This window comes from Streptomyces sp. NPDC037290 (genome assembly GCF_055603245.1).
Map to the genome: position 1 here is coordinate 572787 of NZ_JBVJVZ010000001.1, position 25097 is coordinate 597883.

General features: G+C 73.0%; 26 protein-coding genes and 1 tRNA gene. 15 read left to right on the forward strand and 12 right to left on the reverse strand.

All coding sequences use genetic code 11. From position 1 onward, the window contains the following. Positions 1-82: 82 nt before the first annotated feature. Genes ACZ7HQ_RS02615 through ACZ7HQ_RS02625 form a run of 3 tightly spaced genes read left to right on the forward strand, consistent with a single transcriptional unit; the run spans position 83 to position 4535 of the window. Positions 83-1249, forward strand: coding sequence for an HpcH/HpaI aldolase/citrate lyase family protein (locus ACZ7HQ_RS02615; protein WP_470983678.1), 1167 nt, complete (start codon positions 83-85; stop codon positions 1247-1249). Positions 1250-1275: 26 nt separating this feature from the next. Further along, positions 1276-3723, forward strand: coding sequence for a phosphoribosyltransferase (locus ACZ7HQ_RS02620; protein WP_470983680.1), 2448 nt, complete (start codon positions 1276-1278; stop codon positions 3721-3723). Continuing rightward, complete coding sequence (locus tag ACZ7HQ_RS02625) at positions 3723-4535, forward strand: HAD family hydrolase (RefSeq protein WP_470983683.1); 813 nt, start codon at positions 3723-3725, stop codon at positions 4533-4535. Before ACZ7HQ_RS02620 ends, ACZ7HQ_RS02625 begins: the two co-directional genes overlap by 1 nt. A gap of 202 nt (positions 4536-4737) precedes the next feature. Here the strand turns inward: ACZ7HQ_RS02625 and ACZ7HQ_RS02630 are convergent, their stop codons facing one another. The 4 genes from ACZ7HQ_RS02630 to ACZ7HQ_RS02645 form a co-directional block, all read right to left on the reverse strand. After that, positions 4738-4947 carry an FmdB family zinc ribbon protein gene (locus ACZ7HQ_RS02630; RefSeq protein WP_470983685.1) on the reverse strand — a complete coding sequence of 70 codons (210 nt, stop codon included), beginning with the start codon at positions 4945-4947 and terminating at the stop codon, positions 4738-4740. Between the two features lie 9 nt (positions 4948-4956). Continuing rightward, positions 4957-5496 (reverse strand): DUF4383 domain-containing protein, encoded by a 540-nt coding sequence (locus ACZ7HQ_RS02635; protein ID WP_470983686.1) that lies wholly within the window; start codon positions 5494-5496, stop codon positions 4957-4959. A 92-nt stretch (positions 5497-5588) separates the two neighbouring features. Further along, the gene (locus ACZ7HQ_RS02640; RefSeq protein ID WP_470983688.1) at positions 5589-6977 is read right to left on the reverse strand and encodes a hypothetical protein; all 1389 of its coding nucleotides are present in this window, start codon (positions 6975-6977) and stop codon (positions 5589-5591) included. Positions 6978-7092: 115 nt separating this feature from the next. Then, positions 7093-7863, reverse strand: coding sequence for a DUF4097 family beta strand repeat-containing protein (locus ACZ7HQ_RS02645; protein WP_470983690.1), 771 nt, complete (start codon positions 7861-7863; stop codon positions 7093-7095). A gap of 243 nt (positions 7864-8106) precedes the next feature. On the opposite strand from ACZ7HQ_RS02645, the gene ACZ7HQ_RS02650 reads away from it, so the two are divergent. After that, positions 8107-8178 (forward strand) — tRNA-Val (locus ACZ7HQ_RS02650). 73 nt (positions 8179-8251) lie between these two features. On the opposite strand, the gene ACZ7HQ_RS02655 is transcribed toward ACZ7HQ_RS02650, so the two are convergent. Both ACZ7HQ_RS02655 and ACZ7HQ_RS02660 read right to left on the reverse strand, forming a co-directional pair. Then, positions 8252-8593 carry a hypothetical protein gene (locus tag ACZ7HQ_RS02655; protein WP_470983692.1) on the reverse strand — a complete coding sequence of 114 codons (342 nt, stop codon included), beginning with the start codon at positions 8591-8593 and terminating at the stop codon, positions 8252-8254. A gap of 62 nt (positions 8594-8655) precedes the next feature. Next, positions 8656-9564 carry a ketopantoate reductase family protein gene (locus tag ACZ7HQ_RS02660; protein WP_470983695.1) on the reverse strand — a complete coding sequence of 303 codons (909 nt, stop codon included), beginning with the start codon at positions 9562-9564 and terminating at the stop codon, positions 8656-8658. 93 nt (positions 9565-9657) lie between these two features. On the opposite strand from ACZ7HQ_RS02660, the gene ACZ7HQ_RS02665 reads away from it, so the two are divergent. From ACZ7HQ_RS02665 to ACZ7HQ_RS02675, 3 genes are all read left to right on the forward strand, one after another. Next, positions 9658-9888, forward strand: coding sequence for a DUF2277 domain-containing protein (locus ACZ7HQ_RS02665; protein ID WP_470983697.1), 231 nt, complete (start codon positions 9658-9660; stop codon positions 9886-9888). Between the two features lie 628 nt (positions 9889-10516). Next, positions 10517-10972 (forward strand): DoxX family protein, encoded by a 456-nt coding sequence (locus ACZ7HQ_RS02670; protein WP_470983699.1) that lies wholly within the window; start codon positions 10517-10519, stop codon positions 10970-10972. Between the two features lie 209 nt (positions 10973-11181). After that, entirely contained in the window at positions 11182-11832 is a 651-nt protein-coding gene (locus tag ACZ7HQ_RS02675) for a DedA family protein (RefSeq protein WP_470983701.1), read from the forward strand. A gap of 190 nt (positions 11833-12022) precedes the next feature. On the opposite strand, the gene ACZ7HQ_RS02680 is transcribed toward ACZ7HQ_RS02675, so the two are convergent. Beyond that, positions 12023-12667, reverse strand: coding sequence for an HNH endonuclease family protein (locus ACZ7HQ_RS02680; protein WP_470983703.1), 645 nt, complete (start codon positions 12665-12667; stop codon positions 12023-12025). Between the two features lie 394 nt (positions 12668-13061). Between ACZ7HQ_RS02680 and ACZ7HQ_RS02685 the strand changes: the two genes are divergently transcribed. Continuing rightward, positions 13062-13643, forward strand: a complete 582-nt coding sequence (locus ACZ7HQ_RS02685; protein WP_470983705.1) for a TMEM165/GDT1 family protein — start codon at positions 13062-13064, stop codon at positions 13641-13643. A 200-nt stretch (positions 13644-13843) separates the two neighbouring features. Then, the gene (locus tag ACZ7HQ_RS02690) at positions 13844-14512 is read left to right on the forward strand and encodes an HAD family hydrolase (protein WP_470983708.1); all 669 of its coding nucleotides are present in this window, start codon (positions 13844-13846) and stop codon (positions 14510-14512) included. Positions 14513-14634: 122 nt separating this feature from the next. On the opposite strand, the gene ACZ7HQ_RS02695 is transcribed toward ACZ7HQ_RS02690, so the two are convergent. Next, entirely contained in the window at positions 14635-15690 is a 1056-nt protein-coding gene (locus tag ACZ7HQ_RS02695) for a peptidoglycan-binding domain-containing protein (RefSeq protein ID WP_470983711.1), read from the reverse strand. Positions 15691-15828: 138 nt separating this feature from the next. Here ACZ7HQ_RS02695 and ACZ7HQ_RS02700 point away from each other — a divergent pair, with 138 nt between their 5' ends. The 5 genes from ACZ7HQ_RS02700 to ACZ7HQ_RS02720 all read left to right on the forward strand — a co-directional run bounded on the left by ACZ7HQ_RS02700 (position 15829) and on the right by ACZ7HQ_RS02720 (position 20806). Beyond that, positions 15829-17868: a DHA2 family efflux MFS transporter permease subunit gene (locus tag ACZ7HQ_RS02700; RefSeq protein WP_470985176.1), complete on the forward strand. Its 2040-nt coding sequence runs from the start codon at positions 15829-15831 to the stop codon at positions 17866-17868. 52 nt (positions 17869-17920) lie between these two features. After that, on the forward strand, positions 17921-18643 hold the full coding sequence (locus ACZ7HQ_RS02705; RefSeq protein WP_470983713.1) for a helix-turn-helix transcriptional regulator: 723 nt from the start codon (positions 17921-17923) through the stop codon (positions 18641-18643). 50 nt (positions 18644-18693) lie between these two features. Next, entirely contained in the window at positions 18694-19098 is a 405-nt protein-coding gene (locus tag ACZ7HQ_RS02710) for a nuclear transport factor 2 family protein (protein WP_470983715.1), read from the forward strand. A gap of 77 nt (positions 19099-19175) precedes the next feature. After that, a complete protein-coding gene (locus ACZ7HQ_RS02715) occupies positions 19176-19829 on the forward strand; it encodes a hypothetical protein (RefSeq protein ID WP_470983717.1) in 654 nt (217 codons plus the stop codon). 5 nt (positions 19830-19834) lie between these two features. Next, the gene (locus tag ACZ7HQ_RS02720; RefSeq protein ID WP_470983719.1) at positions 19835-20806 is read left to right on the forward strand and encodes a hypothetical protein; all 972 of its coding nucleotides are present in this window, start codon (positions 19835-19837) and stop codon (positions 20804-20806) included. Here the strand turns inward: ACZ7HQ_RS02720 and ACZ7HQ_RS02725 are convergent. Beyond that, on the reverse strand, positions 20795-21238 hold the full coding sequence (locus ACZ7HQ_RS02725; protein WP_470983721.1) for a DnaJ family domain-containing protein: 444 nt from the start codon (positions 21236-21238) through the stop codon (positions 20795-20797). The two genes, ACZ7HQ_RS02720 and ACZ7HQ_RS02725, sit on opposite strands and share 12 nt — an antisense overlap. Before the next feature lie 99 nt (positions 21239-21337). On the opposite strand from ACZ7HQ_RS02725, the gene ACZ7HQ_RS02730 reads away from it, so the two are divergent. After that, on the forward strand, positions 21338-21730 hold the full coding sequence (locus ACZ7HQ_RS02730) for a hypothetical protein (RefSeq protein WP_470983722.1): 393 nt from the start codon (positions 21338-21340) through the stop codon (positions 21728-21730). A 19-nt stretch (positions 21731-21749) separates the two neighbouring features. Here ACZ7HQ_RS02730 and ACZ7HQ_RS02735 read toward each other — a convergent pair whose 3' ends face one another. The 3 genes from ACZ7HQ_RS02735 to proP all read right to left on the reverse strand — a co-directional run bounded on the left by ACZ7HQ_RS02735 (position 21750) and on the right by proP (position 25091). After that, positions 21750-22421: an O-methyltransferase gene (locus tag ACZ7HQ_RS02735; RefSeq protein ID WP_470983723.1), complete on the reverse strand. Its 672-nt coding sequence runs from the start codon at positions 22419-22421 to the stop codon at positions 21750-21752. Positions 22422-22467: 46 nt separating this feature from the next. Further along, on the reverse strand, positions 22468-23592 hold the full coding sequence (locus ACZ7HQ_RS02740) for a DUF2330 domain-containing protein (protein ID WP_470983726.1): 1125 nt from the start codon (positions 23590-23592) through the stop codon (positions 22468-22470). A 116-nt stretch (positions 23593-23708) separates the two neighbouring features. Next, positions 23709-25091 (reverse strand): glycine betaine/L-proline transporter ProP, encoded by a 1383-nt coding sequence (gene proP, locus ACZ7HQ_RS02745; RefSeq protein WP_470983728.1) that lies wholly within the window; start codon positions 25089-25091, stop codon positions 23709-23711. Between the last annotated feature and the right edge of the window lie 6 nt (positions 25092-25097).

Here is a 25097-nt window from a genome sequence, read left to right on the forward strand (position 1 = left end):
CCCTGACATGGATCCCTACGTACTATTACCGGCCACCCTTTACCGAACACTCAGACTCGGCTTACACCCCCGAGGGAGTCATATGCGTCATTTCGGGCACATCGCCCCCGAGGTGCGGCAGCGCCTCTTCCACCGGGAGCCGGGCACGTTCACCGCCGACTCACCGGCCCGGCTGCTCGCCGCCGCCCTCGGCGCCACCCTGTACAGCCCGGCCACCAGGCCGCGGCTGGCCGACGACATCGTCAAACAGGCCGGGAACGGCGTGGTCTCGATGGTGCTGTGCCTGGAGGACTCGATCGACGACGCGGACGTCGTGGCCGGCGAGGAGAACCTCGTCCGGCAGTTCGCCGACCTGGCCGCCCGGCCCGGCACCGAGCCACCGCTGCTCTTCATCCGGGTGCGCACCCCCGAGCAGATCCCCGATCTCGCCCGGCGCCTCGGCCCGTCCGTACGGCTGCTGTCCGGATTCGTGCTGCCGAAGTTCACCGAGGAGCGGGGCATCCCCTTCCTGGAGGCCCTGACGGCCGCCGAGGCCGGCACCGGGCGCAGGCTGTTCGCGATGCCCGTCCTGGAGTCCCCCGAGCTGCTCTACCGCGAGTCGCGCGTCGACACCCTCGAAGGCATCGCCCGCGCCGTCGACAAGTACCGCGACCGGGTGCTGGCCCTGCGCCTCGGCGTGACCGACTTCTGCTCCTCCTACGGCCTGCGCCGCGCCCCCGACATGACCGCCTACGACGTCCAGATCGTCGCCGGCGTGATCGCGGACGTCGTGAACATGCTGGGCCGCGCCGACGGCACCGGATTCACCGTGACCGGGCCCGTGTGGGAGTACTTCCGGGTCTCCGAGCGCATGTTCAAACCGCAGCTGAGGCAGAGCCCCTTCCTGGAGGTGCAGGCCGTCGAACTGCGCGAGCGGCTCATCGAGCACGCCATGGACGGACTGCTGCGGGAGATCTCCCTCGACCAGGCCAACGGCCTGCTCGGCAAGACCTGCATCCACCCCTCCCATGTGCTGCCCGTCCACGCGCTGTCCGTGGTCAGTCACGAGGAGTACAGCGACGCCCAGGACATCCTGCGGCCGGAACGCGGCGGCGGGGGTGTACTTCGGTCGGCCTACACGAACAAGATGAACGAGGTGAAGCCGCACCGCGCCTGGGCCGAGCGGACCCTGCTGCGCGCCGAGATCTTCGGCGTGGCCCACGAGGACGTCGGCTTCGTGGAACTGCTGGCCGCCGGGATACCCGGCTGATCCTTTCCATGTCATCCAAGGAACGCATGAAGAACGCAGTGAACGACGGGGTCTGGTCCGGCAGCTGGGTCGCCGAGCGGCTCGGGGTCGAACTCGTGGGGGACGACGGCCTGCCGGCCCTGCTCGGGCTCGCCCTGCGCCGCAACCCCAAGCGGGCCCACCTGCTGGTCTCGAACGTGCTCGGCAAGCACGTCCCGCAGTCGCCGGCGGTGGTGTACGAGCACGGCCACCGCCTGGGCCGACGGGTCGCCACGCTGCTCGGCGAGGAGGCCGCCGGTGCCGTGGTCCTCGGCTACGCCGAGACCGCGACCGGGCTGGGCCATGCGGTGGCCGACGGTGTCGGCACGGCGCCGTACCTGCACTCCACGCGCCGGCCGGTGGCCGGGGTGGCCCGGGCGGGCGGCTTCGAGGAGTCGCACTCGCACGCGACCTCGCACCTGCTGCTGCCGGAAGACCCCTCGCTGCTCTCCGGTGACGGCCCGCTGGTGCTGGTCGACGACGAGTTCTCCACCGGCAACACAGTCCTCAACACCATCCGCGACCTGCACGAACGGTATCCGCGGCGGCGGTATGTGGTGGTGGCGCTGGTCGATATGCGTGCGGCCGGGGACACCGAGCGGATGAAACGGTTCGCCACCGAGATCGGCGCGCGGATGGATCTGATCGCCGCCGCGTCCGGGACCGTACGGCTCCCTGACGACGTCCTGGAGAAGGGCCGGCGACTGGTGGCGCACCACGAGTCCGCCGGACCCGGGCCCGCCGTGACCGCTCGTGCCCTTCCCCCCGCCCCCCGTCGGCTGGACCTGCGCTGGCCCGCCGGCCTTCCCGACGGCGGCCGGCACGGCTTCACGCCCGATCACCGGGCCCGGTTGGAGGCCGCGCTGCCCGCCATGGCCGCCCGGACAGCCGGCGCCCTGCCCGCCGGCGCCCGGCGCGTCCTCGTCCTCGGCTTCGAGGAGCTGATGTACGCCCCGCTGCGCCTCGCCCGTGAGCTGGAGCGGGTCACGGACGCCGAGGTGCGCTTCTCCACCACCACCCGCTCACCCGTCCTCGCCCTGGACGACCCCGGCTACGCGATCCGCAGCCGCCTGGTCTTCCCCGCCCACGACGACCCGGCCGACGGCCCCGGTGAGCGGTACGCCTACAACGTCGCCGGCGGCGGCTTCGACGCCGTCGTCGCCGTCGTCGACTCGGTCGCCGACACCCCCGCCCTGCACGCGCCCGACGGCCTGCTGGCACAACTCGCCGCACATGTCCCGCACGTCCTGCTCGCGGTCGTGCCCTCGTACGTCCCGCACGCTCCCGAAAGGCCGGCCATGCTGCCCGAGCCCCTCCGCGGCCCCGCATTCTCCTCGTACGCGCCCGACGAGGTCGGCTGGCTGCTGCAGGACCTCTCCGACGTCACCCTGGAGGCGCCGACCGAGGAGCGCGAGGAGGCCATCCAGAGCGGCGGCGCGCACTACGCCGAGTCGCTGCCCGTGGAGTACCAGCCCAGCGAGCAGTACCAGGAGCTGTTCCACACGGCCCTGGACGCCTCCGCCGGCCGCCTCGCCCAGGCGGTCGGCGTGGTGACCGAGGCCGTCATCACCGAGCGCTCGCCCCGCCCGGTGCTGGTCTCCCTCGCCCGCGCCGGCACCCCGGTCGGCGTCCTCATGCGCCGCTGGGCCCGCTTCCGGCACGGCCTCGACCTCCCGCACTACGCCGTGTCGATCGTCCGCGGCCGCGGCATCGACGCCAACGCGCTGCGCTGGCTCGCCGCCCACCACGACCCCCGCGACGTCGTGTTCGTCGACGGCTGGACCGGCAAGGGCGCCATCACCCGCGAACTCGCCCAGGCCGTCGAGGAGTTCGAGGAGAAGGAGGGCATCACCGGATTCGACCCGGAGATCGCCGTCCTCGCCGACCCCGGCTCCTGCGTGCGCACCTACGGCACCCGCGAGGACTTCCTCATCCCCTCCGCCTGCCTCAACTCGACCGTCTCCGGCCTGATATCCCGTACGGTCCTGCGCGCGGACCTGGTCGGGCCCGACGACTTCCACGGCGCGAAGTTCTACCGCGAACTCGCCGGCGCCGACGTCTCCGTGGCCTTCCTCGACGCCGTCTCCGCGTGCTTCCCGGACGTCGCCGACACCGTCGACACCGCGGTCAAGGAGCTGCTGGCCGAGGACCGCACCCCGACCTGGGCCGGCTGGCGGGCCGTCGAGCGGATCAGCGAGGAGTTCGGCATCCACGACGTGAACCTCGTCAAGCCCGGCGTCGGCGAGACCACCCGGGTACTGCTGCGCCGGGTGCCCTGGAAGATCCTGGCCCGCGAAGGCGCCGGCGCCGACCTCGACCACGTACGCCTGCTCGCCGGACAAAGGGGCGTTCCCGTCGAGGAGGTCGGCGCACTGCCGTACACCTGCGTCGGACTGATCCACCCCCAGTACACGCGCGGTGCCACGGGCGCCGACGGCAAGGCGGTGACGGTCTGATGCCGGTGCTGGTGGCCAGCGACCTCGACCGCACGCTGATCTACTCCTCGGCGGCCCTCGCCCTCACCATGCCGGACGCGCGGGCGCCCCGGCTGCTGTGCGTGGAGGTGCACGAGGCCAAGCCGCTCTCCTACATGACCGAGACGGCGGCCCAGCTGCTGACCGACCTCGGCGACACGGCCGTCTTCGTGCCGACGACCACCCGCACCCGCAAGCAGTACCAGCGGATCAACCTGCCCGGCCCGCCCCCCAAATACGCGATCTGCGCCAACGGCGGCCATCTGCTGGTCGACGGCGCCACGGACCACGACTGGCACACGGGCGTCCTGGCCCGGCTCGCCGACGAGTGCGCGCCGCTGGAGGAGGTCCGCGAGCACCTGCTCAGGACCTCCGACCCCGTCTGGGTGCGCAAGCACCGGGTCGCCGAGGACCTGTTCGCCTACCTCGTCGTCGAGCGCGAGCTGCTGCCCGAGGACTGGGTGAAGGAACTGGCGGTGTGGGCGGAGAACCGCGGCTGGACCGTCTCGCTCCAGGGCCGCAAGCTCTACGCCGTCCCGGGGCCGCTCACCAAGAGCGCGGCGGTACGGGAGATCGCCCGCCGCATCGGCGCGGAGCTGACCCTGGCGGCGGGCGACTCCCTCCTGGACGCCGACCTCCTCCTCGCGGCCGACCGGGGCTGGCGCCCCGGCCACGGCGAGCTGGCCGACACGGACTTCACAGCGCCCGGGATCGCGGCGTTGCCGGAGCGCGGGGTCCTGGCGGGGGAGCGAATCGCCCGGGAGTTCCTACGAGCGGCACGACAGGCACCCTGAGGCGGCGCCCCCGGTGGGCGACCGACCACGAGCCCTCGGTGGGTGACTGATCGCGACGCCCCCGGGGACCGACTGATCGCGACGCCACCGGTGGGCGACCGACCGCCACGCCCTCGGTGGGCGATGGACCGCGACGCCCCCGTGGGTGACTGCTCGTGACGCCGCCGGTGGGCGACTGACCAGAACGCCCCCCGGTGGGCGACTAACCGCAACAGCCCCCACCGCAGCAACCGCCGCCCCCGCCGCCCGCGGGGGCCTGCGCGGCCGTACCGCCCACGGCCACCGTCGACAGCAGCTTCACCGTGTCGTCATGCCCCGCAGGGCACACCGCAGGGGCGGCGGACTCCGCCATGGGACGGCTCAGCTCGAACGTGTCACCGCAGGTGCGGCACCGGTACTCATAGCGAGGCATGCGCCCAGACTAGTGCTCTTCCAGCTCGCGGGGCAGCGGCTCGGTCGCCGGGTCGGGATGGCGGGCCCGGTAGTACGGGTTGTCGTGCGGCAGGGTCGAGCCGACCCGGCCGTACATGCCGAAGGTCATCAGCAGCAGGCCCACGATGAAGCTGAAGAACACGTTCTGGATCTTGAACGCCAGGAAGTTGTAGTTGCTGTCCAGCAGGCCGAGGGTCAGGAAGCCGGCCAGCAGGAACAGCACCCCGAAGACCATGTTCAGCGTGGATGCCACGTTCCCGCCGATCACCATGCCCGCGAGCAGGATCGCCCCGACGACGATCGACAGCACACTCAGCGTGCCGTTGGAGTTCAACCCGGCGACGCTGTTACCACCGGTGTTGAAGAAGCCGATGTGGTTGATCAGACCCAGGATGCCGAACGCGACGAGGAACGCGCCGATCAGGCCCGCGCCGATCCGGTAGACCGTGTTCAGCTTGTGGTCGACGGGCAGGTGCTCGTCGAACCGGATCCGTCGCCGCGGCCTCGTGTGCACTGCGTGTGTGGCCATGTCCGCCTCCCTCGGGCGCTAGCGGAGGCCATCCGTCCCACCAATATCCGCCCGCCCCGCAGCACCCCGCAACACACGGACCGCCCGACGGCTCAGTGCCCGCCGCGCTCCTCACGAATCTGCGCCACCACCCGAGCGGCCGCCTGCCGGACGGCATCGGTCTCCGTCAGGAAGTGCCAGTAGTCGGGATGCCGCCCCTCCAGCGCCCCGACCGCCCGATCCAGCCGCGCCACCGCGTCGTCCAGCGGACGGGCGTGCCGGGGATCCGGGGTCGTACGGCCCGTCATGGCCAGCCGCTGGGCGTCGCGGATCGCGAACCGCGTGCGGTCGATCTCGGCCTGCGGATCCTTCTGCACGGCGTTCAGCCGCTGGAGCCGGTCGCCGGCGGCCGACACCGCCTCGTCGGTGGCGTTCAGCAGGGCCCGTACCGTCGACAGCAGCGAGGTGGCGTCCGCCCAGTGCTGGGCGTCCCGCGCCGCCTGAGCCTCGCGCAGCTTCAGTTCGGCCTGCCCCACGTTCTCCGCGGCCTGCGCCGGCACCTGCTGCAGGTCCTGCCAGCACGCGGCAGCGAACCGGCGCCGCAACTCGCTCAGCACCGGGTCCACCTGCCCGGCCCGGGTGGTCAGCGCCTGGGCCCGGGTGCGCAGGCTGACCAGCCGGTGATCGATCTCGGCGGCCTTCTCCGGCAGCCGCTCGGCCTCGGCCCGGATCGCCCCGGCCTCCCGCTGCACCCGCTCGGCCCGCTCCAGCGTCTGCGCCGCGCCGTGCTGCCCGGCACCCTGGTTCAACCGGGTCAGCTCCGGGGACAGCGCGGCGAGCCGGCCCGCCAGGTCATCGGCGCGCAGACCCTTCTCCCGTACGGCGTCCAGGGCGTTGCTCGCGCCCAGCAGCGCCTGCCGGGCCCGCTCCACGGCGGGCGCCAGCCGGGCCAGTTGCGTCTCGGCCTTGCCGAGCAGCGGCCCGAGCGACGTGCCGAAACGGTCCAGCTCCTGCTTGACCCGGACCAGCTCGTCCTTGGCCGACGTCAGCTCGGAGCGCGCCCGGGCGGCCGCGGCGGCCTCCAGACCGTCCCGGTCCAGGTCATGCGCGTCGACGGCCTGGATGTAGCGCTGGCTGACCTCGTCGATGCGCTGCCCGAGCGCCACGAAATCGGTGGCGGCACGCCGGGCCGCGGGGGAGTCGTCCACGGCCGTGATGGTCTCGATGGAGATCCTCAGATCCCGCTGGGCGGTGTCCAGTTCGTAGAACGCGGACGCCGCGGCGTCCTTCGCGGCCTGCGCCTCGGCCCGCTGGCTCTCGGCCCGGCCGCCGAACCAGCGCCGGGTGCCCCCGCCCGCGAACGCGGCGGGCAGGGCGAGCGCGGCCAGCACCGGCAGGCTCATCAGGGTGAGGGTGTCGCGCAGAGCCGCGGACCCGGACCGGGCCCGAACGGCCGACGGCGGGTACGACCGCGTCGCTGACGTGCCCGGTGTCGCCGTCACATCCCTCTCCCGTGCCGTGGTTCGCCGTGGGTGGTGTCATTCTCCCACCCCGTTGTAGACGAAGACACGGGCCGGTCAGTTCGCGCCGCGCACCCTCACTTTCCCGTCGGGACCCTCACTGTGCGGTCCGCACCGTGACCGCGCCGTCCGCCGAGTGGGCCGACACCCGGTGCGGGCTGCGGTCGTCGCGGGGCACGGACACCGACACCGCGCCGTCGTCGGAACCGGCCGACACCCGGTACGCGCCCTTGGGGAGGGCCACCGTCACCGCGCCGTCGTCGCTGGAGGCGTCGACCAGGTCGGGCGCGCCGGACACCCGGACGTCCACGGAACCGTCGGAGGAATCGGCCTTCACCCGGCGCGAGGCGACGTCCGCGCGGATCGACCCGTCGGCCGACCTCAGGTCGAGCGGCCCGCTGGAGTCGGTGACGCGGACCGAACCGTCGCCGGTGTCGACGCTCAGCGGGTCCTTGAAACCGTGCGCCCGCACACCGCCGTCGCCGTCGTCGACCTTCACACCGATCCCGCGCGGCACCTCGATCCGGTGCAGGGCCGAGCAGTCGGCGATGAACCCCGAGCAGTGCACGCGCAGCACCAGCCGGTCGTCCTTGAACGACCACCGCACCGTCGGGTTGTGGCCCACGACGACGGACCCCTGGAACCACCGGGTCACCTCGACGGTGCCGGCCTTGGCGGAGTCCGTGGCGACGACCTCCAGCGCGGAGTTGTCGGAGTCGACGGTGAGGGTGCGGCCGTGCAGGGCGAAGGACCGCTGGTCGGGGTGCTCGTCGTCGCCGGCGGAGGCGCCGCAGGCGCTGATCCCCGCGACGAGCACCCCGGTCACCACGGCCAGTGCGGCGGCGCGGACAGAGACGGAACGAGTCATGTACTTCTCCCCCTGAACCCGGCCCGCCGGGTCACGACGGCCGGACCTGCTCGGTCTTCGGCCGACACTAAATGATCACCCCCCAGCCCTCCGATCCGGCAGCCGCCCGGACACATGGTGGGGTTAACCCCCGTAGGGACCCCCGTCTCGACCCCCGCCGTCGCCCGGGGTCACGGGTTTGCCGCGCACCGGTGCGGGCAAGGTAGGCTGTCGACTCGTCCTGGGCGCACAGCTCGGGTGTCCGGGTGCGTAGCTCAGGGGTAGAGCGCCTGCCTTACAAGCAGGATGTCGGCGGTTCGAAACCGTCCGCGCCCACCGTCGACGAAGCCCCCGGCCGTGTGGCCGGGGGCTTTGCCGTGCGGGGCCGTCCGTTCTTGCGGAGCCCTTGTCATTCCTCTCCGCCCGCCTGTTCGTGGGCGTGCTTCAGCTGGGTGCGGGCGTCGACGCGGTCCGCTGCCGCGACCTCGGCCCAGAAACGGTGCGTGCTGACGAACACCGCGAGTTCGTGTTCGCGGCGGCGCAGCTTCTCCACCTCGGCCTGTTCGTCCGCCGTCCAGCCCGGGGACGCGGGCCGCTCCACCTTGCGCCAGCCGTTGTCGTCGCTGAAACCGTCCCTCGGCTCGACCGACCAGGGCAGGCGCTTGAGCAGGGCCGCCAGCTCGGCCCGGACCTGATGCAGCTCCTCCTGACCGGCGAGGAGGTCACTGGGGAATTCATAGGTCGTAGCCACGTGGCAATGCTACGCCTGTTCGATTTTGGGTGGCGAGTTCGTTCGTGGGGTTCCGGGGAGGTTCAGCCGAACGGGTGGCCGGCCGCGCGCAGCTCGCCCACCAGGCGGGCCGTCACCGGCACCGGTACGCCGTGCCGGTCGGCCGCGCGCAGCAGTGCCCCGCCGATGGCGTCGAGTTCGAGCGGGCGACCCGCCTCGGCGTCGCGCTGCATGGACGACTTGGCGGCGGGCGCAAAGGCGTCGTACCGGGCCAGGGCCCGGGCCGGGTCGGCGGGGGCGCCGCAGGCGCGGCTGACCGCGGCGGTCTCGCTGACCAGGGCCTCCAGTTCCTCGCGGTGCCGGGTGCGGGCCTCGCCGAGCGGGAGGCCGTACCGGGTGGTGAGCAGTGCGAAGGGGGCGAGGAACGCCATCTTGGCCCACAGGGCCGCCGTCTCGTCCGCGACGACGCGTGCGGCCGCACCGGCGGCGGTGAGGTCGGCGGCGAGCGCGTCCAGACGGGCGCGGGGCACGCCGTCCCCGGCGAGGTCGATCTCCGTGAACGGGCTGCCGTGCTCGATCACGCCCGGGGTGACACGGGTGGACTCCACGCGGATCACCGCCGGGGCGACCCGGTCGGGGCGGTAGCGGGCACGCAGCGGGGCGGGGTGTTCGACGCCGTTCAGGAGCGGTACGACAAGGGCGTCACCCAGGGCGGCCGGCGGCACCCGGGTGAGGGCGGCGTCGAGCGCCGTGTGTTTGACGGTGATCAGGCAGGTGTCCACCGGTTCGCGCAGCTCGGTGTCCGCCTCGACGGGGGCGGTGAACTCGCCGAACTGGGGGCTGCGGACCGTGATTCCGGTACGGCGCAGGGTGTCGGCCGTGCGGTCCTGCGCCAGGCAGATGACGCGGTGGCCGGAGCGGGAGAGCAGGGCGGCGAGGAGGCCGCCGGTGCCGCCGGGGCCGAGCAGGGCCACGGTGTTCTTGGTCGCCATGAGGCTGTTCCCTTCTCTGGTCGGCCCCGGGTGCCGGTGGCCGCCTTGCGCGCGATCATCGCAGGGCCGTGCGGTCTGCGTGAGACTGGGGGCATGTGCCGGAGTATCAAGACGCTGCGCCCGCCCGTGCTTCCCACCGAGGCCACGGAGGAGGACATCCACGCCGCCGCGCTGCAGTACGTGCGGAAGGTCTCGGGCTTCCGGGCTCCCGCCGCGCACAACCGCGAGGTCTTCGACCGCGCCGTGGCAGCGGTGGCCGAGGCCACGGCCGAACTGCTCGGGGGCCTGGAGGTGCGGGGGCAGTCGGCGAGGAGCGCGGGGTAGCACGAGTGCGCGGGTAGCGCGGGTGGCCAGGCGGGGGGCGGTCGCCCGGGACTCGGCGATTCGCTTGCCGCGGCTCGGGCGCGTCGGGATTCGCCGTGCCGTGTTCCGCCGCGCCGGGCCCGCTGTTGTGTGACGTCTCTCATACGGGCGCGTCCTCGCGGCGGTGGCGCTGGAGTGCCCTCGGAACCCGATCCGCCGTGCGGGGTCGGCGAGTTGCGTCGCCGGGCTGCCCGAGGCCACAGGTTTTCGGCCACGTTCGCTCACGTCCGGCCCGCGGGTGCGCGCGGTGAGCAGGCCACCTGACTCACCATCAAGGCGTTTTCCAGTCAAGGGAGTCAACCTTCGCATTGCCCGCGGAGGGGGGTGCGTCGGGTGGCCCGGCGGGGTGCGGTGGGGTGTGGATTCGGTCACGCATTCGGGTGTCGGCGCGGTCGCGCGGGGCGCCCCGCGTGCGGCTTTTCCCGGGAGGGAGTCATAAGCCGAGCCGAATCCATGGCCAAATGTTGAACTTGCAAGCACTGATTAGGTAGCCCTAACCTGGGGCTCCATTCGGTACCGCCGCCCCCACGACCGGCCACCCACACGTCCCCGGCCGGTCCGACCGACACCGAAGAGGAGAACTCCCCTCATGACCGCACGTCTCAACACCGCTCAGCCCTATGTCCTCGGGCTCTTCCGCATCGTCATAGGCCTGCTCTTCACCGTGCACGGCGCCGCCTCGCTCTTCGGCGTCCTCGGCGGCGCCATGGGCACCAACGGCGGCACCATCCCGTCCGGCACCTGGCCCGGCTGGTACGCGGCCGTGATCCAGCTGGTCGCCGGCGGCCTGGTGCTGCTCGGCCTCGGCACCCGCGGGGCCGCGCTGATCGCCTCGGGCTCGATGGCGTTCGCCTACTTCGACATCCACCAGCAGGCCGCGCTGTGGCCCATCCAGAACGGCGGCGAGCTGTCGGTCCTGTTCTGCTGGGCGTTCCTCCTGCTGGTCTTCACCGGCTCCGGCGCCTTCGGCCTCGACCAGGTCCTCACCCGCCGCACGGCCGTGAGCGGCACGGCCGCCATGGAGCAGACCCCGATAGCGGCCTGACCCGCGCGGCGCCCTTCTCCGCCAGGAGGGATCGCCCCCGGCGCCCTTCCCCGCCACGAGGGGGAGGGCGCCGCTTGGTGCGGTGCGCGGTGCATGGCTTGTCGCAGCGATGCCGGGCTCGTCATGGATCGCCGCCGACGTCCGGGAAAACCCCGTGATCCCCGGTTCACCCCCCGAGCCCCTCCTGTCACACCCCCGGCGTACGCTGTATGGCTGTCAACGGGGGAGCGACGGGAGTTGTCGTGTTCGAGAGCGTGGGGTCACTGGCCGCCGGACCATGGATCTATGCCGCGGTGGTCGCGTCCGTTCTGCTCGACGTGTTCGTGCCGGTGCTGCCGAGCGGCGTGCTCGTCATCACGGCGGGTACGGCAGCGGCGGCGGGCTCGGGCGCGGCGGCCGGCCGGGTCGTCCCGCACGACGTGCCGGACCTGCTGGCCCTGATCCTCTCCGCGGCGACCGCCTCGGTGCTCGGGGATCTGGTGGCCTACCGCCTGGCCTGGCGGGGCGGTGAGCGACTGGACCGGGCGATCGCCCGCTCCCGGCGGCTGACCACCGCGCAGGAACGTCTCGGCGATGCCCTGGCCCGGGGTGGCGGCGCGCTGGTCGTGCTCGCCCGCTTCGCCCCCGCCGGTCGCTCGGTCGTCTCCTTCTGTGCCGGTGCCGCCCACCGCCGGGCCCGCGACTTCGTACCCTGGTCCGCCCTGGCCGGCCTGTCCTGGGCCGCGTACAGCGTCGCCCTCGGCTACTACGGTGCTCGGTGGCTGGGCCCGACCTGGCTCGCCACAGGGGTCTCGATCGCGGCCCTCTTCGCCGCGGGCGCGGCGGCGGGGTATCTCATGCGCCGCCGCCCGGCATCCTGAGGCACCGCCCCACGGCAGTGGCCGTCTCAGGGGCTTCCCACGCGGTCGGCTCGGCCGGCTGCGGAAGCGGCCGGCTCCCGCCTGCCGAAGCGCCGCCGCCCGCCTGCACGGGGCGGCGCCGCCCGCTGGGTCAGCCGCTCGCCGGTCCGGTCAGCTGCCTGCCGGTCCGGTCGGCGGCTCGCCGGCTCGGTCAGCAGCTCGCGAGGTACTTCTGCAGGGCGCTCTTCTCGGCGGAGTCGACCGAGAGGTCGTAGTAGTACTTCACCTGGACCCAGGCGCGGACGTAGGTGCAGACGTAGGCGGACCGGGACGGGACCCAGGTCGACGGGTCCTGGTCGCCCTTGGCCTGGTTCACGTTGTCGGTGACGGCGAGGAGCTGGGGGCGGGTGACGTCGTTGGCGAAGGACTGCCGCTGGGCGGTGGTCCACTTGCTCGCGCCGGAGTCCCAGGCCTCGGCGAGCGGGACGAGGTGGTCGATGTCGACGTCGGACGGCGAGGTCCAGGTCGCGCCGTCGTACGGGGAGTACCAGCTGCCGCTGGTGGCGGTGCAGGCGGAGTCGGTGACGACGTTCGTGCCGTCCCGCTTGAGGATCCACTCACGGGTGTTGCAGGTGCCCGAGATGGTGATCCAGGTCGGGAACTTGTCGCGGCTGTATCCGGTGCGGTTCTCGGTGGCGACGGTGAGCTGGGACAGGTAGCTGCGGGCGGTGGCGGCGCTGACCGGCGTGGGGAGGGCGGCGGAGGCACTCGGCGAGTTGAAGAGGGCGGCGGACGCTATGAGGCCGGTGAGCGTGGCGAGTATGCTCAGCCGTCGACGCGCGTAGAGCCTGGGCATGCGTGAACTCCCTTGTGGGCTCGGGGTGTTGGGCGCGAGCGAGGGAATGCTCGCGACGCCGTGTTGCCGTGAGGTGAGCGCTCGGTAAGAAGTTAATGTCGTGGGCATGACACGACAAGGTCCACGGCGGTTCACGGCCGAACCTTCACATCCCGTACGATGGGTGGCGCAGAAGGGGAGTAGCTCTTCGCCGGACCGTCGACATACTGCTCAGCCAGCCTGAGCCGGCGCCCGGAGGCGGACCTCGAGTGTTTCGGGGCCGCCCAGCGAGACCTTCGGCAAGCAGTGCACGCCCGTGTCCCACGACATGGGCGCCGAGTGCGCTGCCGTGCCGAGGTGTCATCGCGTGACGTACCGCACTCTCGGTGGGGCAGCCCCGACCGATTGAGGAACCTTGATCAGCATCACCGTGACGGCGCTCGTCTTCGGCGTCATCTTCCTCGCCGAACTGCCGGACAAGACCGCACTCGCCGGCCTGGTCCTCGGCACCCGCTACCGCGCGAGCTACGTCTTCGCGGGCGTCGCCGCCGCCTTCCTGCTGCATGTCGTGCTGGCCGTCGCGGCCGGCAGCGTGCTGACCCTGCTGCCCCAGCAGATCGTGCACGCCCTCACCGGCGTCCTCTTCCTCGGCGGTGCCGCGATGCTGCTGCTGAAGAAGGACGAGGACGAGGAGGAGATCAAGAAGCCCGCCGACCAGTCCTTCTGGAGGGTCGCGGGTACGGGCTTCATGCTCATCCTGGTCGCCGAGTTCGGCGATCTCACCCAGATCATGACCGCCAACCTCGCCGCCCGCTACGACGACCCGATCTCCGTCGGCCTCGGTGCGGTGCTCGGCCTGTGGGCCGTCGCCGGACTCGGCATCGTCGGCGGGAAGGCCCTGATGAAGAAGGTGCCGCTGCGGCTGATCACGCAGATCGCGGCGCTGCTGATGCTCGCGCTCGGCGTGTGGAGCCTGTTCGAGGCGGTGGCGGGCTGAGTCCGGCGGGCGGTGGCGTTTCGGGCCGGCCGAGCTGAACGGCCGGTGAACCGTTGCGGGAGGTGGTGGCGGAATCCGGCCCGGGTTTTGTACCGTAGAGAAACAAAGTGGCTCCCGCCCGTTTTCCCTGACCGGCGGGCGGGGCCGCCTTGTCCCTCCTCGGGGCCTGTCCCCGAGGCCTTTCCCTCCTGGAGCTGCCGATGACGGCCACCACCACGTCCACCGTCCTCACCGCCCGTGCCCTCCTGCTCGACATGGACGGCACCCTCGTCAACTCGGACGCCGTCGTCGAGCGCATCTGGCGGCGCTGGGCAGCGCGGCACGGACTGGACGGCGACGAGGTGATGAAGGTCGTCCACGGCCGGCAGGGGCACGCCTCCATGGCCGTACTGCTGCCCGACCGGCCCGTGGAGCAGAACCTCGCGGACAACGCCCGCATGCTCGCCGAGGAGACCGCCGACACCGACGGCGTGGTCGAGATCCCCGGCGCGAGCGCGTTCCTCGCCTCCCTGCGGGGTCTGCCGCACGCCCTGGTGACCTCCGCCGACGTCCCGCTGTCCACCGCCCGCATGAACGCGGCCGGGCTTCCGCTGCCGGAGGTCCGTGTCACCGCCGAGTCGGTCGGGGCGAGCAAGCCCGATCCCGAGGGCTTCCTGAAGGGCGCCGCCGAGCTGGGCGTGGAGCCGGCCGGGTGCGTGGTCTTCGAGGACTCCGGTGCGGGGATCGCGGCGGGGCGCTCCGCGGGTATGACGGTGGTGGGCGTCGGACCTCGCGCCGCTGTCCATGCTCCCGACGTGGTCGTGCCCGACCTCACGCGGGTGCGGGTCGAGGCGGTGGAGGGCGGGGCGGTACGGCTGCACATCGGCTGACGGCTGATCCTGCCGGCCGCCCGGGCGGGGTGCTGCCGCAAGGGGTTCGCCCCCGCCGGAGGGCCGGCCCCCTGGACCCCGCCTCGGCCTGAACCGTCTCGTCCTCGAACGCCGGGCGGCCCTCACTCCGAAGAGCCGGACGGGTGGGAAGTCTCCGCCTCCAGGCTCTTCCGGGTCGACGGTCCGTACACCCCGGGGGTGTCGCCCCCGATGCCCCGCGCCAGTTGGTAGGTGCGCACGGCGTCCTCCACCGGGCGGGTGAAGGAGTCGCTGATTGGGTCCCCGTAGAGGTTCAACTGCCGCAGCCGCTCCTGGAGTTCGGTCACCTCCGGACCCTGGTCGCCGCGTTGCAGCACCGGGGCGACGGCGGGCGTGGTGCGCGGGGCGGCGGAGGCCGGCGTGGATGCGGTGGGCGAGGCGGGGCGGGACGTTTCGGCGGAGGCGGACGGCGTCGGCGATGCGGAAGACGTGGCCGACGGGTCGGGACGGCTCGCTGACGCGGAGGGTGACGGCAGGGGTGAGCGTCGCGCGGTGGGGGAGGAGGGTGCCGCCGGTGACGCCGGGGCCGATGTCGTCACGTCCGGGACGCTCTCCCTGACCTCCTGGGCGGCCCGGTCCCGGGACGGCGTGTGGTACGAGAACAGCCCGCTCGCGAACCCGGCCACGGCCACGACCGCCACGCTCGCCCCGGCGACGCACACCAGGACGGCCCGCCGGGCCCGAGGGCGGGACGCCTCGCCGCCCAGGGACTCCACGGCACCAAGTTCGTCGCTTGCGCCTAGGCCGCCGTGGCTTCCGGCCGGGGCGTGGCTTGCGCCGGGGCGTTGGCTTCCGTTGAGGCTCTCCGTCCCGTTGAGGCTCTCCTTCCCCGTGCCCCCCGTCCCCTCGTTCTCGAACGCTCCCGGGTCGGGCATGCCCGGTCCCGCCGTGGTCCGCAGGGGCCGGGTGGTGGGTGGTGCAGGTGGCGTGAGCGGTACCGAGTGGGGTGCCTCGACCTCCACATAGGGCCGTATCCGCAGGGGATCGAAGTCCTCCGCCGCTGCCGCTTCAGCCGTACGTGCTTCGCGCAGGGCCTGGGCCGCGCGCTCGGTGCAGTCGCAGGACGGGCTGCGGTCCCGGCCCCTCGGTGCGCCGCACTCCGGGCAGGTGTGGCCGTCGGGACCCTCGGAATCAGTCATGTGTTCGCCCTCCCCTCGCGAACTTCCGAGACTATGCGCACCTTCTCCACATCCGTCGCCGAAAACGCGGGACTCAACAGGCCATAAACGGTGACACCGACCACGATGGAAGGTGCACCCGAGCCCCGGGAGGTCTCCATGGCCCTGGACACGCACGGCACGGAGAAGGAGACGAACGCCGCCGAGCACGTCCTTGGCAACGCGTTCGTCTCGATCGGCGCCCTGCTCCTCGGACTGCTGCTCGCCGCGCTCGACCAGACGATCGTGTCGACCGCGCTGCCCACCATCGTCAGCGACCTCGGCGGTCTCGAGCACCTGTCCTGGGTGGTCACCGCCTATCTGCTGGCCTCCACCGCCGCGACCCCGCTGTGGGGCAAGCTCGGCGACCAGTACGGGCGGAAGAGGCTCTTCCAGGCCGCCATCGTGATCTTCCTGATCGGGTCCGCGCTGTGCGGCATGGCGCAGAACATGCCCCAGCTCATCGCGTTCCGGGCGCTGCAGGGGCTCGGCGGCGGCGGGTTGATGGTGCTGTCGATGGCGATCGTCGGGGACATCGTGCCGCCGCGTGAACGCGGGCGCTACCAGGGGTTGTTCGGAGCCGTGTTCGGGGCGACCAGTGTGCTGGGACCGCTGCTCGGCGGGCTGTTGACCGAGCATCTGAGCTGGCGCTGGGTGTTCTACGTCAACCTGCCCGTCGGCGTGGTCGCGCTCGCCGTGATCGCCACCGCCCTGCGCATCCCGCGCCGCACCGCCCGCCACGTCATCGACTACCTGGGCACGGTCCTCATCGCCTCCGTCGCCACCTGCCTGGTCCTGGTCGCCTCGCTCGGCGGTACGACCTGGGCCTGGGGGTCGGGACAGATCATCGGGCTCGCCGTGCTGGGCGTCCTGCTGGCCGTGGCGTTCGTCGCCGTCGAGCGGCGGGCCGCCGAACCGGTCCTGCCGCTGAAGCTGTTCGGCATCCGCACCTTCACGCTCGCCGCCGTCATCAGCTTCATCGTCGGCTTCGCCATGTTCGGTGCGATGACCTACCTGCCGACCTTCCTGCAGGTGGTGCACGGCATCTCGCCGACCCTGTCCGGCGTGCACATGCTGCCCATGGTGGCCGGCCTGCTGCTGTCCTCCACGATCTCCGGGCAGATCGTCAGCCGCACCGGCCGCTGGAAGGTGTTCCCGCTCACCGGAACCGCCGTGACCACCATCGGCCTGCTCCTGCTGCACCGGCTCGACGAGCACAGTCCGACCGCCGTGATGAGCGTCTACTTCTTCGTCTTCGGCCTCGGACTCGGCCTGGTGATGCAGGTCCTGGTGCTCATCGTGCAGAACGCCGTGTCGTACGAGGACCTCGGCGTCGCCACCTCCGGCGCCACCTTCTTCCGCTCCATCGGCGCCTCCTTCGGGGTCGCCATCTTCGGCACGGTCTTCGCGAGCCGCCTCGGCGACAAGCTCGCCGCCGCCTTCCGGGGCGTCAGCCTGCCGCCCGGCGTCTCCGCGAACGCCCTCAAGTCCGACCCGCGCGGTATCGCCGGGCTGCCGCCCGCCCTGCGCCCGGCGGCCCTGCACGCGTACGCGTCCGCCATCACCGACGTCTTCCTCTACGCCGCCCCCGTCGCCCTTCTCGGCTTCCTGCTGGCCTGGTTCCTCAAGGAGGACCGGCTGCGCGGCTCGGTCACCGCGCCGGACGTCTCCGAGACCATCCCGCCCAACCCGGTCGCACGGTCCTCCTACGACGAGTGCTGCCGGGCCCTGTCCCTGCTCGGCACGCGCGAGGGACGGCGCGAGGTCTACCAGGAGATCATCGAACGCGCCGGGTACGACCTGCTGCCCGCCGCCGGCTGGATGCTGCTGCGCATCCGCAAGTACGGCTCCGTCGAACCGGGTGTGCTCGCCGAGCGCAGCCCCGTCCCGCTGGAGGCCGTCCTCGCCGCCGCCCGTCAGGTCGAGGAACGGCACCTCGCCGAACGCCGGGGCCTGGACCTGTATCTGACCCAGTCCGGCCGCGAGGTCGCCGAACGGCTCGCGACGGCCCGCGAGGAGTCCCTCGCCGAACTCCTCGGTGACTGGTGGCAGCCCGGCCGCTCGACCGACCTGGCGCAACTCGTCAGGGAACTCACCGGTGAACTGTGCGGCACCGACCGCGAGCGCCCGCACAAGGCGGCCGGCACAAAGGCCGGTTGACCGTCCCGGGGGTGCTGACCCGTCGGCCGGGACGTCCCGGAGACTGTCTGCCGTGAACCGCACCGACCGTCTCTACGCCCTCGTCGAGGAGCTGCGCGCCGCCGCTCCCCGCCCCCGCAGCGCCCGCGCGCTCGCCCGGCGCTTCGAGGTCAGTGTCCGCACGATCGAGCGGGACCTGGCCGCGTTGCAGCAGTCCGGGGTGCCCATCCACGCCGAGCCCGGCCGCAGCGGCGGGTACGTGCTCGACAGGGAGCGGACGCTGCCGCCGCTGACCATCACCCCGGCCGAGGCGACGGCCCTCGCGGTCGGGCTGCACGCCCTGGCCGGGTCGCCGTTCGCGGCGGACGCCCGCAGCGCGCTGCACAAGGTGCTGGCCGTGATGCCGGAACGGGAGCGGCGCGCGGCGGACGAGCTGACCGGGCGGGTACGGCTGCTCGTCCCGGCGGCCCGCCCGGAGCGGCCCGCCGGCCCCGTGGTCCCGGCCGCGCTGCGCGAGGCGCTGACCGCGGGCCGGGTGCTGCGGCTGGAGTACGCCGACGCGGCGGGCCGGGTCACCGCCCGGGACGTGGAACCGCTCGGCTTCCTCGGCGGAACGGAACACTGGTACCTGGCCGGCTGGTGCCGGCTGCGTCACGCGCCGCGCGGCTTCCGGCTGGACCGGGTGCGTGCGGCGACGGCCCTCGATGAGCGGGCCCCGCGCCGCGCCGTCGACCTCGCCGCGCTCGACACGCTCGGCTCCGACGTCGTACCGCTCGACGCGGCGACCGTGATGTGACGGCAATCACCGACAGGGGGGTGTCGCGGCCCGGGCGGAGGCTGGCGCACATGACGACAACAACGACACCGCTCACCCCCGCCACCGGCATCGCCCTCTTCGACCGCTGGACCGCCCTGTGGAACGGCGACCTCAGCGACCCTGAGTCCTTCCTGGCGCCGGACTTCCGCATCCGCTTCGCCAACGACCCCGACAGGGGCGCGGTCACCGACGAGGTGTACGGCCCCGCCGGGATCCTCGGCCTGGTCTCGGCCTTCCGCGAGGAGCGGCCCGGGCTGCGGTACGCCGTCGACGGGACGCCGCTGGTGGACGGCGCGCTCGGCCGGGTCGCCTGCTGCTGGTACGTGACCCTCCCGGACGGCGCCCAGAAGAGCGGGATCGACCTGCTGGAGGTGGCGGACGGCCGGATCGCGGCGGTGTGGTCGGTGACCGGGGTGCGCCGCTTCGCCGACTGACCGCCGTTTGTGGCTCCCCTTCCGGGTGACCCGAAAGGGGAGCCGGCCAGTGGGGCCGGCCCGATCGGAAGGCAACCATGTCCACTGGCATGATCGTGTTGATCGTGATCGTGGCGGTCGTGGTCGTCGGCGCGGCCGCCCTCCCGTTCCTGCGCGGCCGGGGCCGACGCGGCGGTCCCGCCCTCAAGCGGCGCTTCGGGCCCGAGTACGAGCGGAGCGTGGCCCTGCACGACGGCGACACCAAGGCCGCCGAACGGGAACTGACCGAGCGCGTCGAACGCCACGGCGACCTGCGGGAACAGCCGCTGGACCCGGCCGGGCGCGAGCAGTACGAGGCCCGCTGGACGGCCGTGCAGGAACACTTCGTCGAATCGCCGCGGCAGGCGGTGGCCGAGGCCGACCGGCTGCTCGCGGAACTCGCCGCCGCGCGCGGCTACCCGGACGGCGGGCACTACGAGGAGCAGCTCGCCGCGCTGTCCGTGCACCACGCCGACCACGTCGACGGCTACCGGCAGGTGCACCGGGTGGCCCGCTCCGGGCCGAGGAACGGGGTGACCGAGGCGGGCTCCGGGACGGAGGAGATGCGGATGGCGCTCGTCGGCGCCCACGCCCTCTTCGACGACCTGACCCACCCCGCGGCGCGGGATTCGGGCCGTCACCGCGCGACCCGTGCCGGTGGCCACTCCCACACTCCCTGGGCCCTCGACAAGGGCCGACCGAAGGAGAGTTGACCGTCATGTCGGACAGGACGAGCGGCCCCGGCGGGGAGCGCCCCGCCGGCCGTTTCACCCAGCCACCGGACGAGGACCGGTCCCCGGAGGGCGCGGTGCCGGAAGGCGGCACGCCCAGGGAGCCCCGGTCGGAGGAACGCCTGCCCGGTGAGCCCCCGCCCTCCCGCCTCCCCGGCACGGCCGGCCCCGGCAGAGAGGGCCTGACGGCGGACGACCGCACCCCCGACGACACGCCCGCGCGCCCACCGGGGCCGGCAGTCACCGCCGGTGCGGGTTCCGGGTCCCGGTACGACACCGGGACCGGCACCGAGGGCCTGCGGCCCGGCACCGAGGACCTGGCCTCCGACACGGGGGAGACAGGGGTGCCCGGCGCCGGGCGCAGGACGGGCGGCGGCGGGATGACGGGCAAGGCCGGGCTGCCCGGTGAGGGGCGGACGGCGGGGGAGGACGAGATGCCGGACGACGGGCTGGGTGTTCCGTTCTCCGGGGAGACGGGCGCCCGTGAGGCGCGCTCGACCGAGTCCCCGGCGCCGGACACCTGGCCGGCGGCACCGGGCGGCCCGCGGGGGTCCACCGGCCCCACCGCGCCCGGGAGCGCGGCACCGGCCGGGACCGCCGTACCCGCGGGTGCGCCGTCCCCTGCCGGCGGCTCCGGCGTCGGTGAGCAGACTGCCTCGCCCTCCGGTGCCGGCGCCCCGCTGCTGCCGCACGACGAGACCGATCGCTGGGAGCAGCGCATACGGCAGCTGACCGCGGCATTCGTGGACGAGCCCCGGGGCGCGGTCCAGGAGGCCGACCGGGCGCTGGAGGAGCTCGTGGCGCGTTTCGACGAGGCCGTGGCCACGCGGCGGCGTACCCTGCGCCGCTCCTGGGAGGCCTCCGAGGACCGTGGCCCGGGCTCCGAGACCGACACCGAGCAGCTCAGGCTGGCCCTGCGCGACTACCGGGAGCTGGCCGGGCGGCTGCTACACCTGTGACGCCCCCGGCCCCGGCACCTCGCCCCTGGCGGCGGCTCTGAGCCGCCGCCACTCGCGTACGACCTCTTCGACGTCGTACGGCTTCTTCCCCAGCGGAGGACCGGGCGGCGGCTTGAACATCATGTCCTTGATCTTGACGTTGACGTCCTCGATCAGCTTCCGGGCGATCCGCTCCGAGGGTGCCGCGTAGGCCGCCGCGAGCGCGTCCTCGGCCTCCTTGCGCAGGGCGAGGGCGGGAGGCAGCACGGACAGGCCCTCGCGCGCCATCTTCCGCTTGACCCACCACAGTTCGTCGTAGACGGAGTCGAGCTCGGCGGGCAGCGGCTCCCCCGTCCCCGGCAGCCGCTCGAACTCTCCGCGCCCCTGCGCGTCGCGGATCTGCTTGTCGACCCAGGACTCGAACGGCACACCCGGTGGCTTTCGCTCGGTCATGACCCCATTGTGCCGGACGCGGCCCGGCGGGGCGTTCTATCATGCGGCGGCGGTACGCCAATCCGGCCGCCGCGCAAGGACGTCACAGGGGGAACGCGCGTGCTCGAACTCACCATGGCCACCGTCTCGGGGGCCGACGCGGGCGCCACGGCCGGCATGACGATGGCCGACGCGCCCAGCGAACCGGGCGCCGTGCTCCGGATCGGCCGGGACGCGTCCGTGTGCCGGCTGGTCACCCCCGAGGACTGGCTGTTCGTCTCCCGTGCGCACCTGGAGTTCCTGTGCGGCCCGGACGGCGTCTGGCAGGTGAGCTGGCTGCGCGGCTCCCAGGCCGAGCCCTCCGCCGAAGTGCGGCTGGTGGTCGGGGAGTACGCGCAGTCCGTCGGCTACGGCTCGACCGTACGGTTGCCGCGCGGCGGGGCCGGCGAGATCGTCGTCCAGGACCGCACCGCGCCGCGCAGCGTCAACGTCGGCTTCTACCACGAGGTCTGAGCCGGGACCCGGGGACCGCTCAGGCCAGTACCCGGGCCAGCGCGAAGCCGTCGTAGCCCTTGCTGCCGACCGTCTGGATCGCCGTTCCGCTCAGCCGCGGATGGGAGGCGATCAGCTCGATCGCGGCCCGCGTGCCCACGACGTCCGGCTCGGTGCTGCGGGCATCGACGACCCGGCCGCCGCGCACCACGTTGTCCACGACGATCAGGCTGCCGGTGCGGGTGAGCCGCAGCGCCCACTCCACGTAGTGCGCGTTGTTGGCCTTGTCGGCGTCGATGAACACCAGGTCGAACGGGGCCGGGTTCTCGTCGGCGAGCTTGGGCAGCGACTCCAGGGCCGGGCCCACCCGCACCTCCGCGATCCGGTCCAGGCCCGCCCGTGAGAGGTTCCGGGTGGCCACCTCGGCGTGTTTGGCGTTGTACTCCAGCGAGATGAGTCTGCCGTCCTCGGGCAGCGCGCGGGCCAGCCAGATGGTGCTGTAGCCGCCGAGTGTGCCGATCTCCAGGATGTGCCGCGCGCCCTGCACCTGGGCGAGCAGCTGGAGGAACTTGCCCTGTGCCGCCGTGACGGCGATCTGCGGCAGCCCGGCGGCGTCGTTCTCCCGCAGGGCCGCCCGGAGCGCCTCGTCGTCGGGTGCCAGATGGCTGGTGAAGTACGCGTCGACGTCGTCCCAGAGCTGGGAGTCGCTCATGCTCCTGCTGCCTTTCCCGAGTGTCTGCCCTTCCCCCCGCATCGTCTCAGCCGCGGGGCGCCGACGGGGTGACCGGCGGCGGAGGCTGTACGGGCGGCGGCGGAATCACCGGCCGCCGCGCGCGCCGTACGACGGCCAGGGCGACGGCGGTACCGGACAGGAACAGACCGCCGCCGGCCGTGAGCAGCCAGGCCGGGACCCCGGCGATCTCGCGCAGCCGGTCGTCGTGGACCACCTGCTGGACCGGGGTGTCGGCGGCCGCCCGGCGCAGCTCGTGGTCGCCGGAGATACGGGCCGGGTCCGGGAACCGCTGGGCGAGCGCGGTCAGGTACGGCGTCCCGGCGGCCAGTTCGCCCAGGCTGCTGTGGCCGGGCGCGTGGAGGCGGCCGGCGAAGACGACGCTGGGCTGAAGTCCGCCGATCGCCGAGCGCGTCCGCATGCGGTGGGCGGCGAGGACGTACAGGCCGAGCGACTGCGGGACGCTTGCCAGCCGGGACAGCCGCATCGGGTACACCGGGGCGCCGGCCGGGAAGGTGAGGTGGATCGGGTCCAGCGCGCCGTGCAGCGCGGCGCCGGCCGTGTCCGGGGCGAGCCGGACGGCCACGTACTGCCAGTGCCGGTCGACGTAGGGCTGCAGGGCCGTCTTCAGCCGGGCGGGCAGGGAGAAGCCGTGGGTGTGCAGCCAGTCGCCGAGGGCGGCGGGGTCGGTGGCGGTCAGCCGGGCCACGTCGAAGGGGCCGAGCCGCTGCCGGTCGACCACGCCGACGGCGCCGGCCGCGGAGGGCGCGGGGGCGCCGGCGGTGGTGTCGTGGCTGTCGAACGGCCAGTCGCCGTTCCTCGGCCAGAAGTGGTACCGCGTGCGGTGCACGGGCTGCACGGCCCTGGCCAGCTGGTCGAAGAGGGCAGGGTCGCCGAGGCGGACGCCGGCGCGGTGCGGGACGGGCATGATCCAGGCGGCGTGCCGTGCGTCGCCGTTCACGGTCAGCCGCATCACGATCTGCTCCTGGCGGCCGTCCCAGCGCAGCACGGACTGCTCGTCGGCGACGGAGATCCGGGCCGCGGGGTCCGGCACCATCGCCCCGCAGCCGCAGGCGTAGGCCGGGGCGATGAGCCAGCTCAGCTGGATGCCGAGGAGGGTGAGGACGAGGGCGAGGATGCGGGCGCGTGTCACGGGGCAACAGACGTGCCGCCCGTGTGATCGGTTCCGGTGCGCCGCGACCCCGCCGGGGGCGCGGGGACCTGCGCGATCAGCACGGCCCGCCCGCACCCGGCAGCGGCGAGGAGCCCTTACGGCTCTTGCCGCTGCTCCACCGCGGGGGCGGAACCCGGCAACGGCCGCCCCGCGCACTCCGCCATCCGCCACACCGCGAACCCGCCGATCACGGCCGCGGCCATCATGTAGTACGCGGGCATCATCATGTTCCCGGTCGCCCCGATCAGCGCGGTCACGACCAGCGGAGTCGTCCCGCCGAACAGGGACACGGACACGTTGAACCCGATGGACAGGGACCCGTACCGCACCCGCGTCGGGAAGAGGGCGGGCAGCGCGGCCGGCATCGCCGCCGTGAAGCAGACCAGGAGCAGCCCCAGCGCGGCCATGCCCAGGCCGACCGCGAGCAGGCTGCCCTGGCGGATCAGCAGCAGGGCCGGGATCGACAGGAACAGGAAGCCCGCGCAGCCCGCCGCGATCACCGGGCGGCGGCCGACGCGGTCGGTCAGCGCGCCGGCGAACGGCTGGACGATCATCATCAGGGCCATCACGCCGAGCACGACCAGCAGACCGTGCGTCTCGTCGTACTTCAGCTCACTCGTGAGGTAGCTCGGCATGTACGACAGCAGCATGTAGTCGGTGACGTTGAAGACCAGCACCAGGCCCATGCACAGCAGCAGCGCCTTCCACTGGCCCGAGACCATCTCGCGCAGCGGCACCTTCGGCCGGGCGGCCTCCGCCTTCTCGACCTCCGCCGCGAACGCCGGGGTCTCCTCCAGCCGCATCCGCAGGTACAGGCCGATGATGCCCATCGGACCGGCGATCAGGAACGGGATGCGCCAGCCCCACGACACCAGGTCGTGCGAGGACAGCAGCGCGGTCATCACGGTGACCAGACCCGCACCGCCGATGTAACCGGCCAGCGTGCCGAACTCCAGCCAACTGCCGAAGAACCCGCGCTTCTTGTCCGGCGCGTACTCGGCGATGAAGGTCGACGCGCCCGCGTACTCACCACCCGTGGAGAAGCCCTGCACCAGCCGGGCGGCCAGGAGCAGCAGCGGGGCGCCCACGCCGATCGACGTGTACGAGGGGATCAGGCCGATCGCGAACGTACCCGCCGCCATCATGATCATGGTGAGGGCGAGGACCTTCTGGCGGCCGACGCGGTCGCCCAGCGGGCCGAAGACCATGCCACCGAGCGGCCGGACCAGGAAGGCCGCCGCGAAGGCACCGAACGTCGACAGCAGCTGCGCGGTCGGGTTGCCGGACGGGAAGAAGACCTTGCCCAGGGTGACCGCGATGTAGCTGTAGACACCGAAGTCGAACCACTCCATCGCGTTGCCGAGCGCGGCGGCCTTCACGGCGCGCTTGACGAGTGCGGGGTCGGTGACGGTGACGTCGCGGGCCGGAGTGGCCCGCCCGGTCTTCAGGGACGGGGAGACGGCTGTGGCGGTCGCCAAAACGGG

Excerpts from the sequence above, each read along its gene's own strand:
- ACZ7HQ_RS02615 (WP_470983678.1), top strand. The coding sequence starts at position 83 with ATGCGTCATTTCGGGCACATCGCCCCCGAGGTGCGGCAGCGCCTCTTC.
- ACZ7HQ_RS02620 (WP_470983680.1), top strand. The coding sequence starts at position 1,276 with ATGAAGAACGCAGTGAACGACGGGGTCTGGTCCGGCAGCTGGGTCGCC.
- ACZ7HQ_RS02625 (WP_470983683.1), top strand. The coding sequence starts at position 3,723 with ATGCCGGTGCTGGTGGCCAGCGACCTCGACCGCACGCTGATCTACTCC.
- ACZ7HQ_RS02630 (WP_470983685.1), bottom strand. The coding sequence starts at position 4,947 with ATGCCTCGCTATGAGTACCGGTGCCGCACCTGCGGTGACACGTTCGAG.
- ACZ7HQ_RS02635 (WP_470983686.1), bottom strand. The coding sequence starts at position 5,496 with ATGGCCACACACGCAGTGCACACGAGGCCGCGGCGACGGATCCGGTTC.
- ACZ7HQ_RS02645 (WP_470983690.1), bottom strand. The coding sequence starts at position 7,863 with ATGACTCGTTCCGTCTCTGTCCGCGCCGCCGCACTGGCCGTGGTGACC.
- ACZ7HQ_RS02660 (WP_470983695.1), bottom strand. The coding sequence starts at position 9,564 with ATGGCGACCAAGAACACCGTGGCCCTGCTCGGCCCCGGCGGCACCGGC.
- ACZ7HQ_RS02665 (WP_470983697.1), top strand. The coding sequence starts at position 9,658 with ATGTGCCGGAGTATCAAGACGCTGCGCCCGCCCGTGCTTCCCACCGAG.
- ACZ7HQ_RS02670 (WP_470983699.1), top strand. The coding sequence starts at position 10,517 with ATGACCGCACGTCTCAACACCGCTCAGCCCTATGTCCTCGGGCTCTTC.
- ACZ7HQ_RS02675 (WP_470983701.1), top strand. The coding sequence starts at position 11,182 with ATGGCTGTCAACGGGGGAGCGACGGGAGTTGTCGTGTTCGAGAGCGTG.
- ACZ7HQ_RS02680 (WP_470983703.1), bottom strand. The coding sequence starts at position 12,667 with ATGCCCAGGCTCTACGCGCGTCGACGGCTGAGCATACTCGCCACGCTC.
- ACZ7HQ_RS02690 (WP_470983708.1), top strand. The coding sequence starts at position 13,844 with ATGACGGCCACCACCACGTCCACCGTCCTCACCGCCCGTGCCCTCCTG.
- ACZ7HQ_RS02695 (WP_470983711.1), bottom strand. The coding sequence starts at position 15,690 with ATGACTGATTCCGAGGGTCCCGACGGCCACACCTGCCCGGAGTGCGGC.
- ACZ7HQ_RS02700 (WP_470985176.1), top strand. The coding sequence starts at position 15,829 with ATGGCCCTGGACACGCACGGCACGGAGAAGGAGACGAACGCCGCCGAG.
- ACZ7HQ_RS02710 (WP_470983715.1), top strand. The coding sequence starts at position 18,694 with ATGACGACAACAACGACACCGCTCACCCCCGCCACCGGCATCGCCCTC.
- ACZ7HQ_RS02715 (WP_470983717.1), top strand. The coding sequence starts at position 19,176 with ATGTCCACTGGCATGATCGTGTTGATCGTGATCGTGGCGGTCGTGGTC.
- ACZ7HQ_RS02720 (WP_470983719.1), top strand. The coding sequence starts at position 19,835 with ATGTCGGACAGGACGAGCGGCCCCGGCGGGGAGCGCCCCGCCGGCCGT.
- ACZ7HQ_RS02725 (WP_470983721.1), bottom strand. The coding sequence starts at position 21,238 with ATGACCGAGCGAAAGCCACCGGGTGTGCCGTTCGAGTCCTGGGTCGAC.
- ACZ7HQ_RS02735 (WP_470983723.1), bottom strand. The coding sequence starts at position 22,421 with ATGAGCGACTCCCAGCTCTGGGACGACGTCGACGCGTACTTCACCAGC.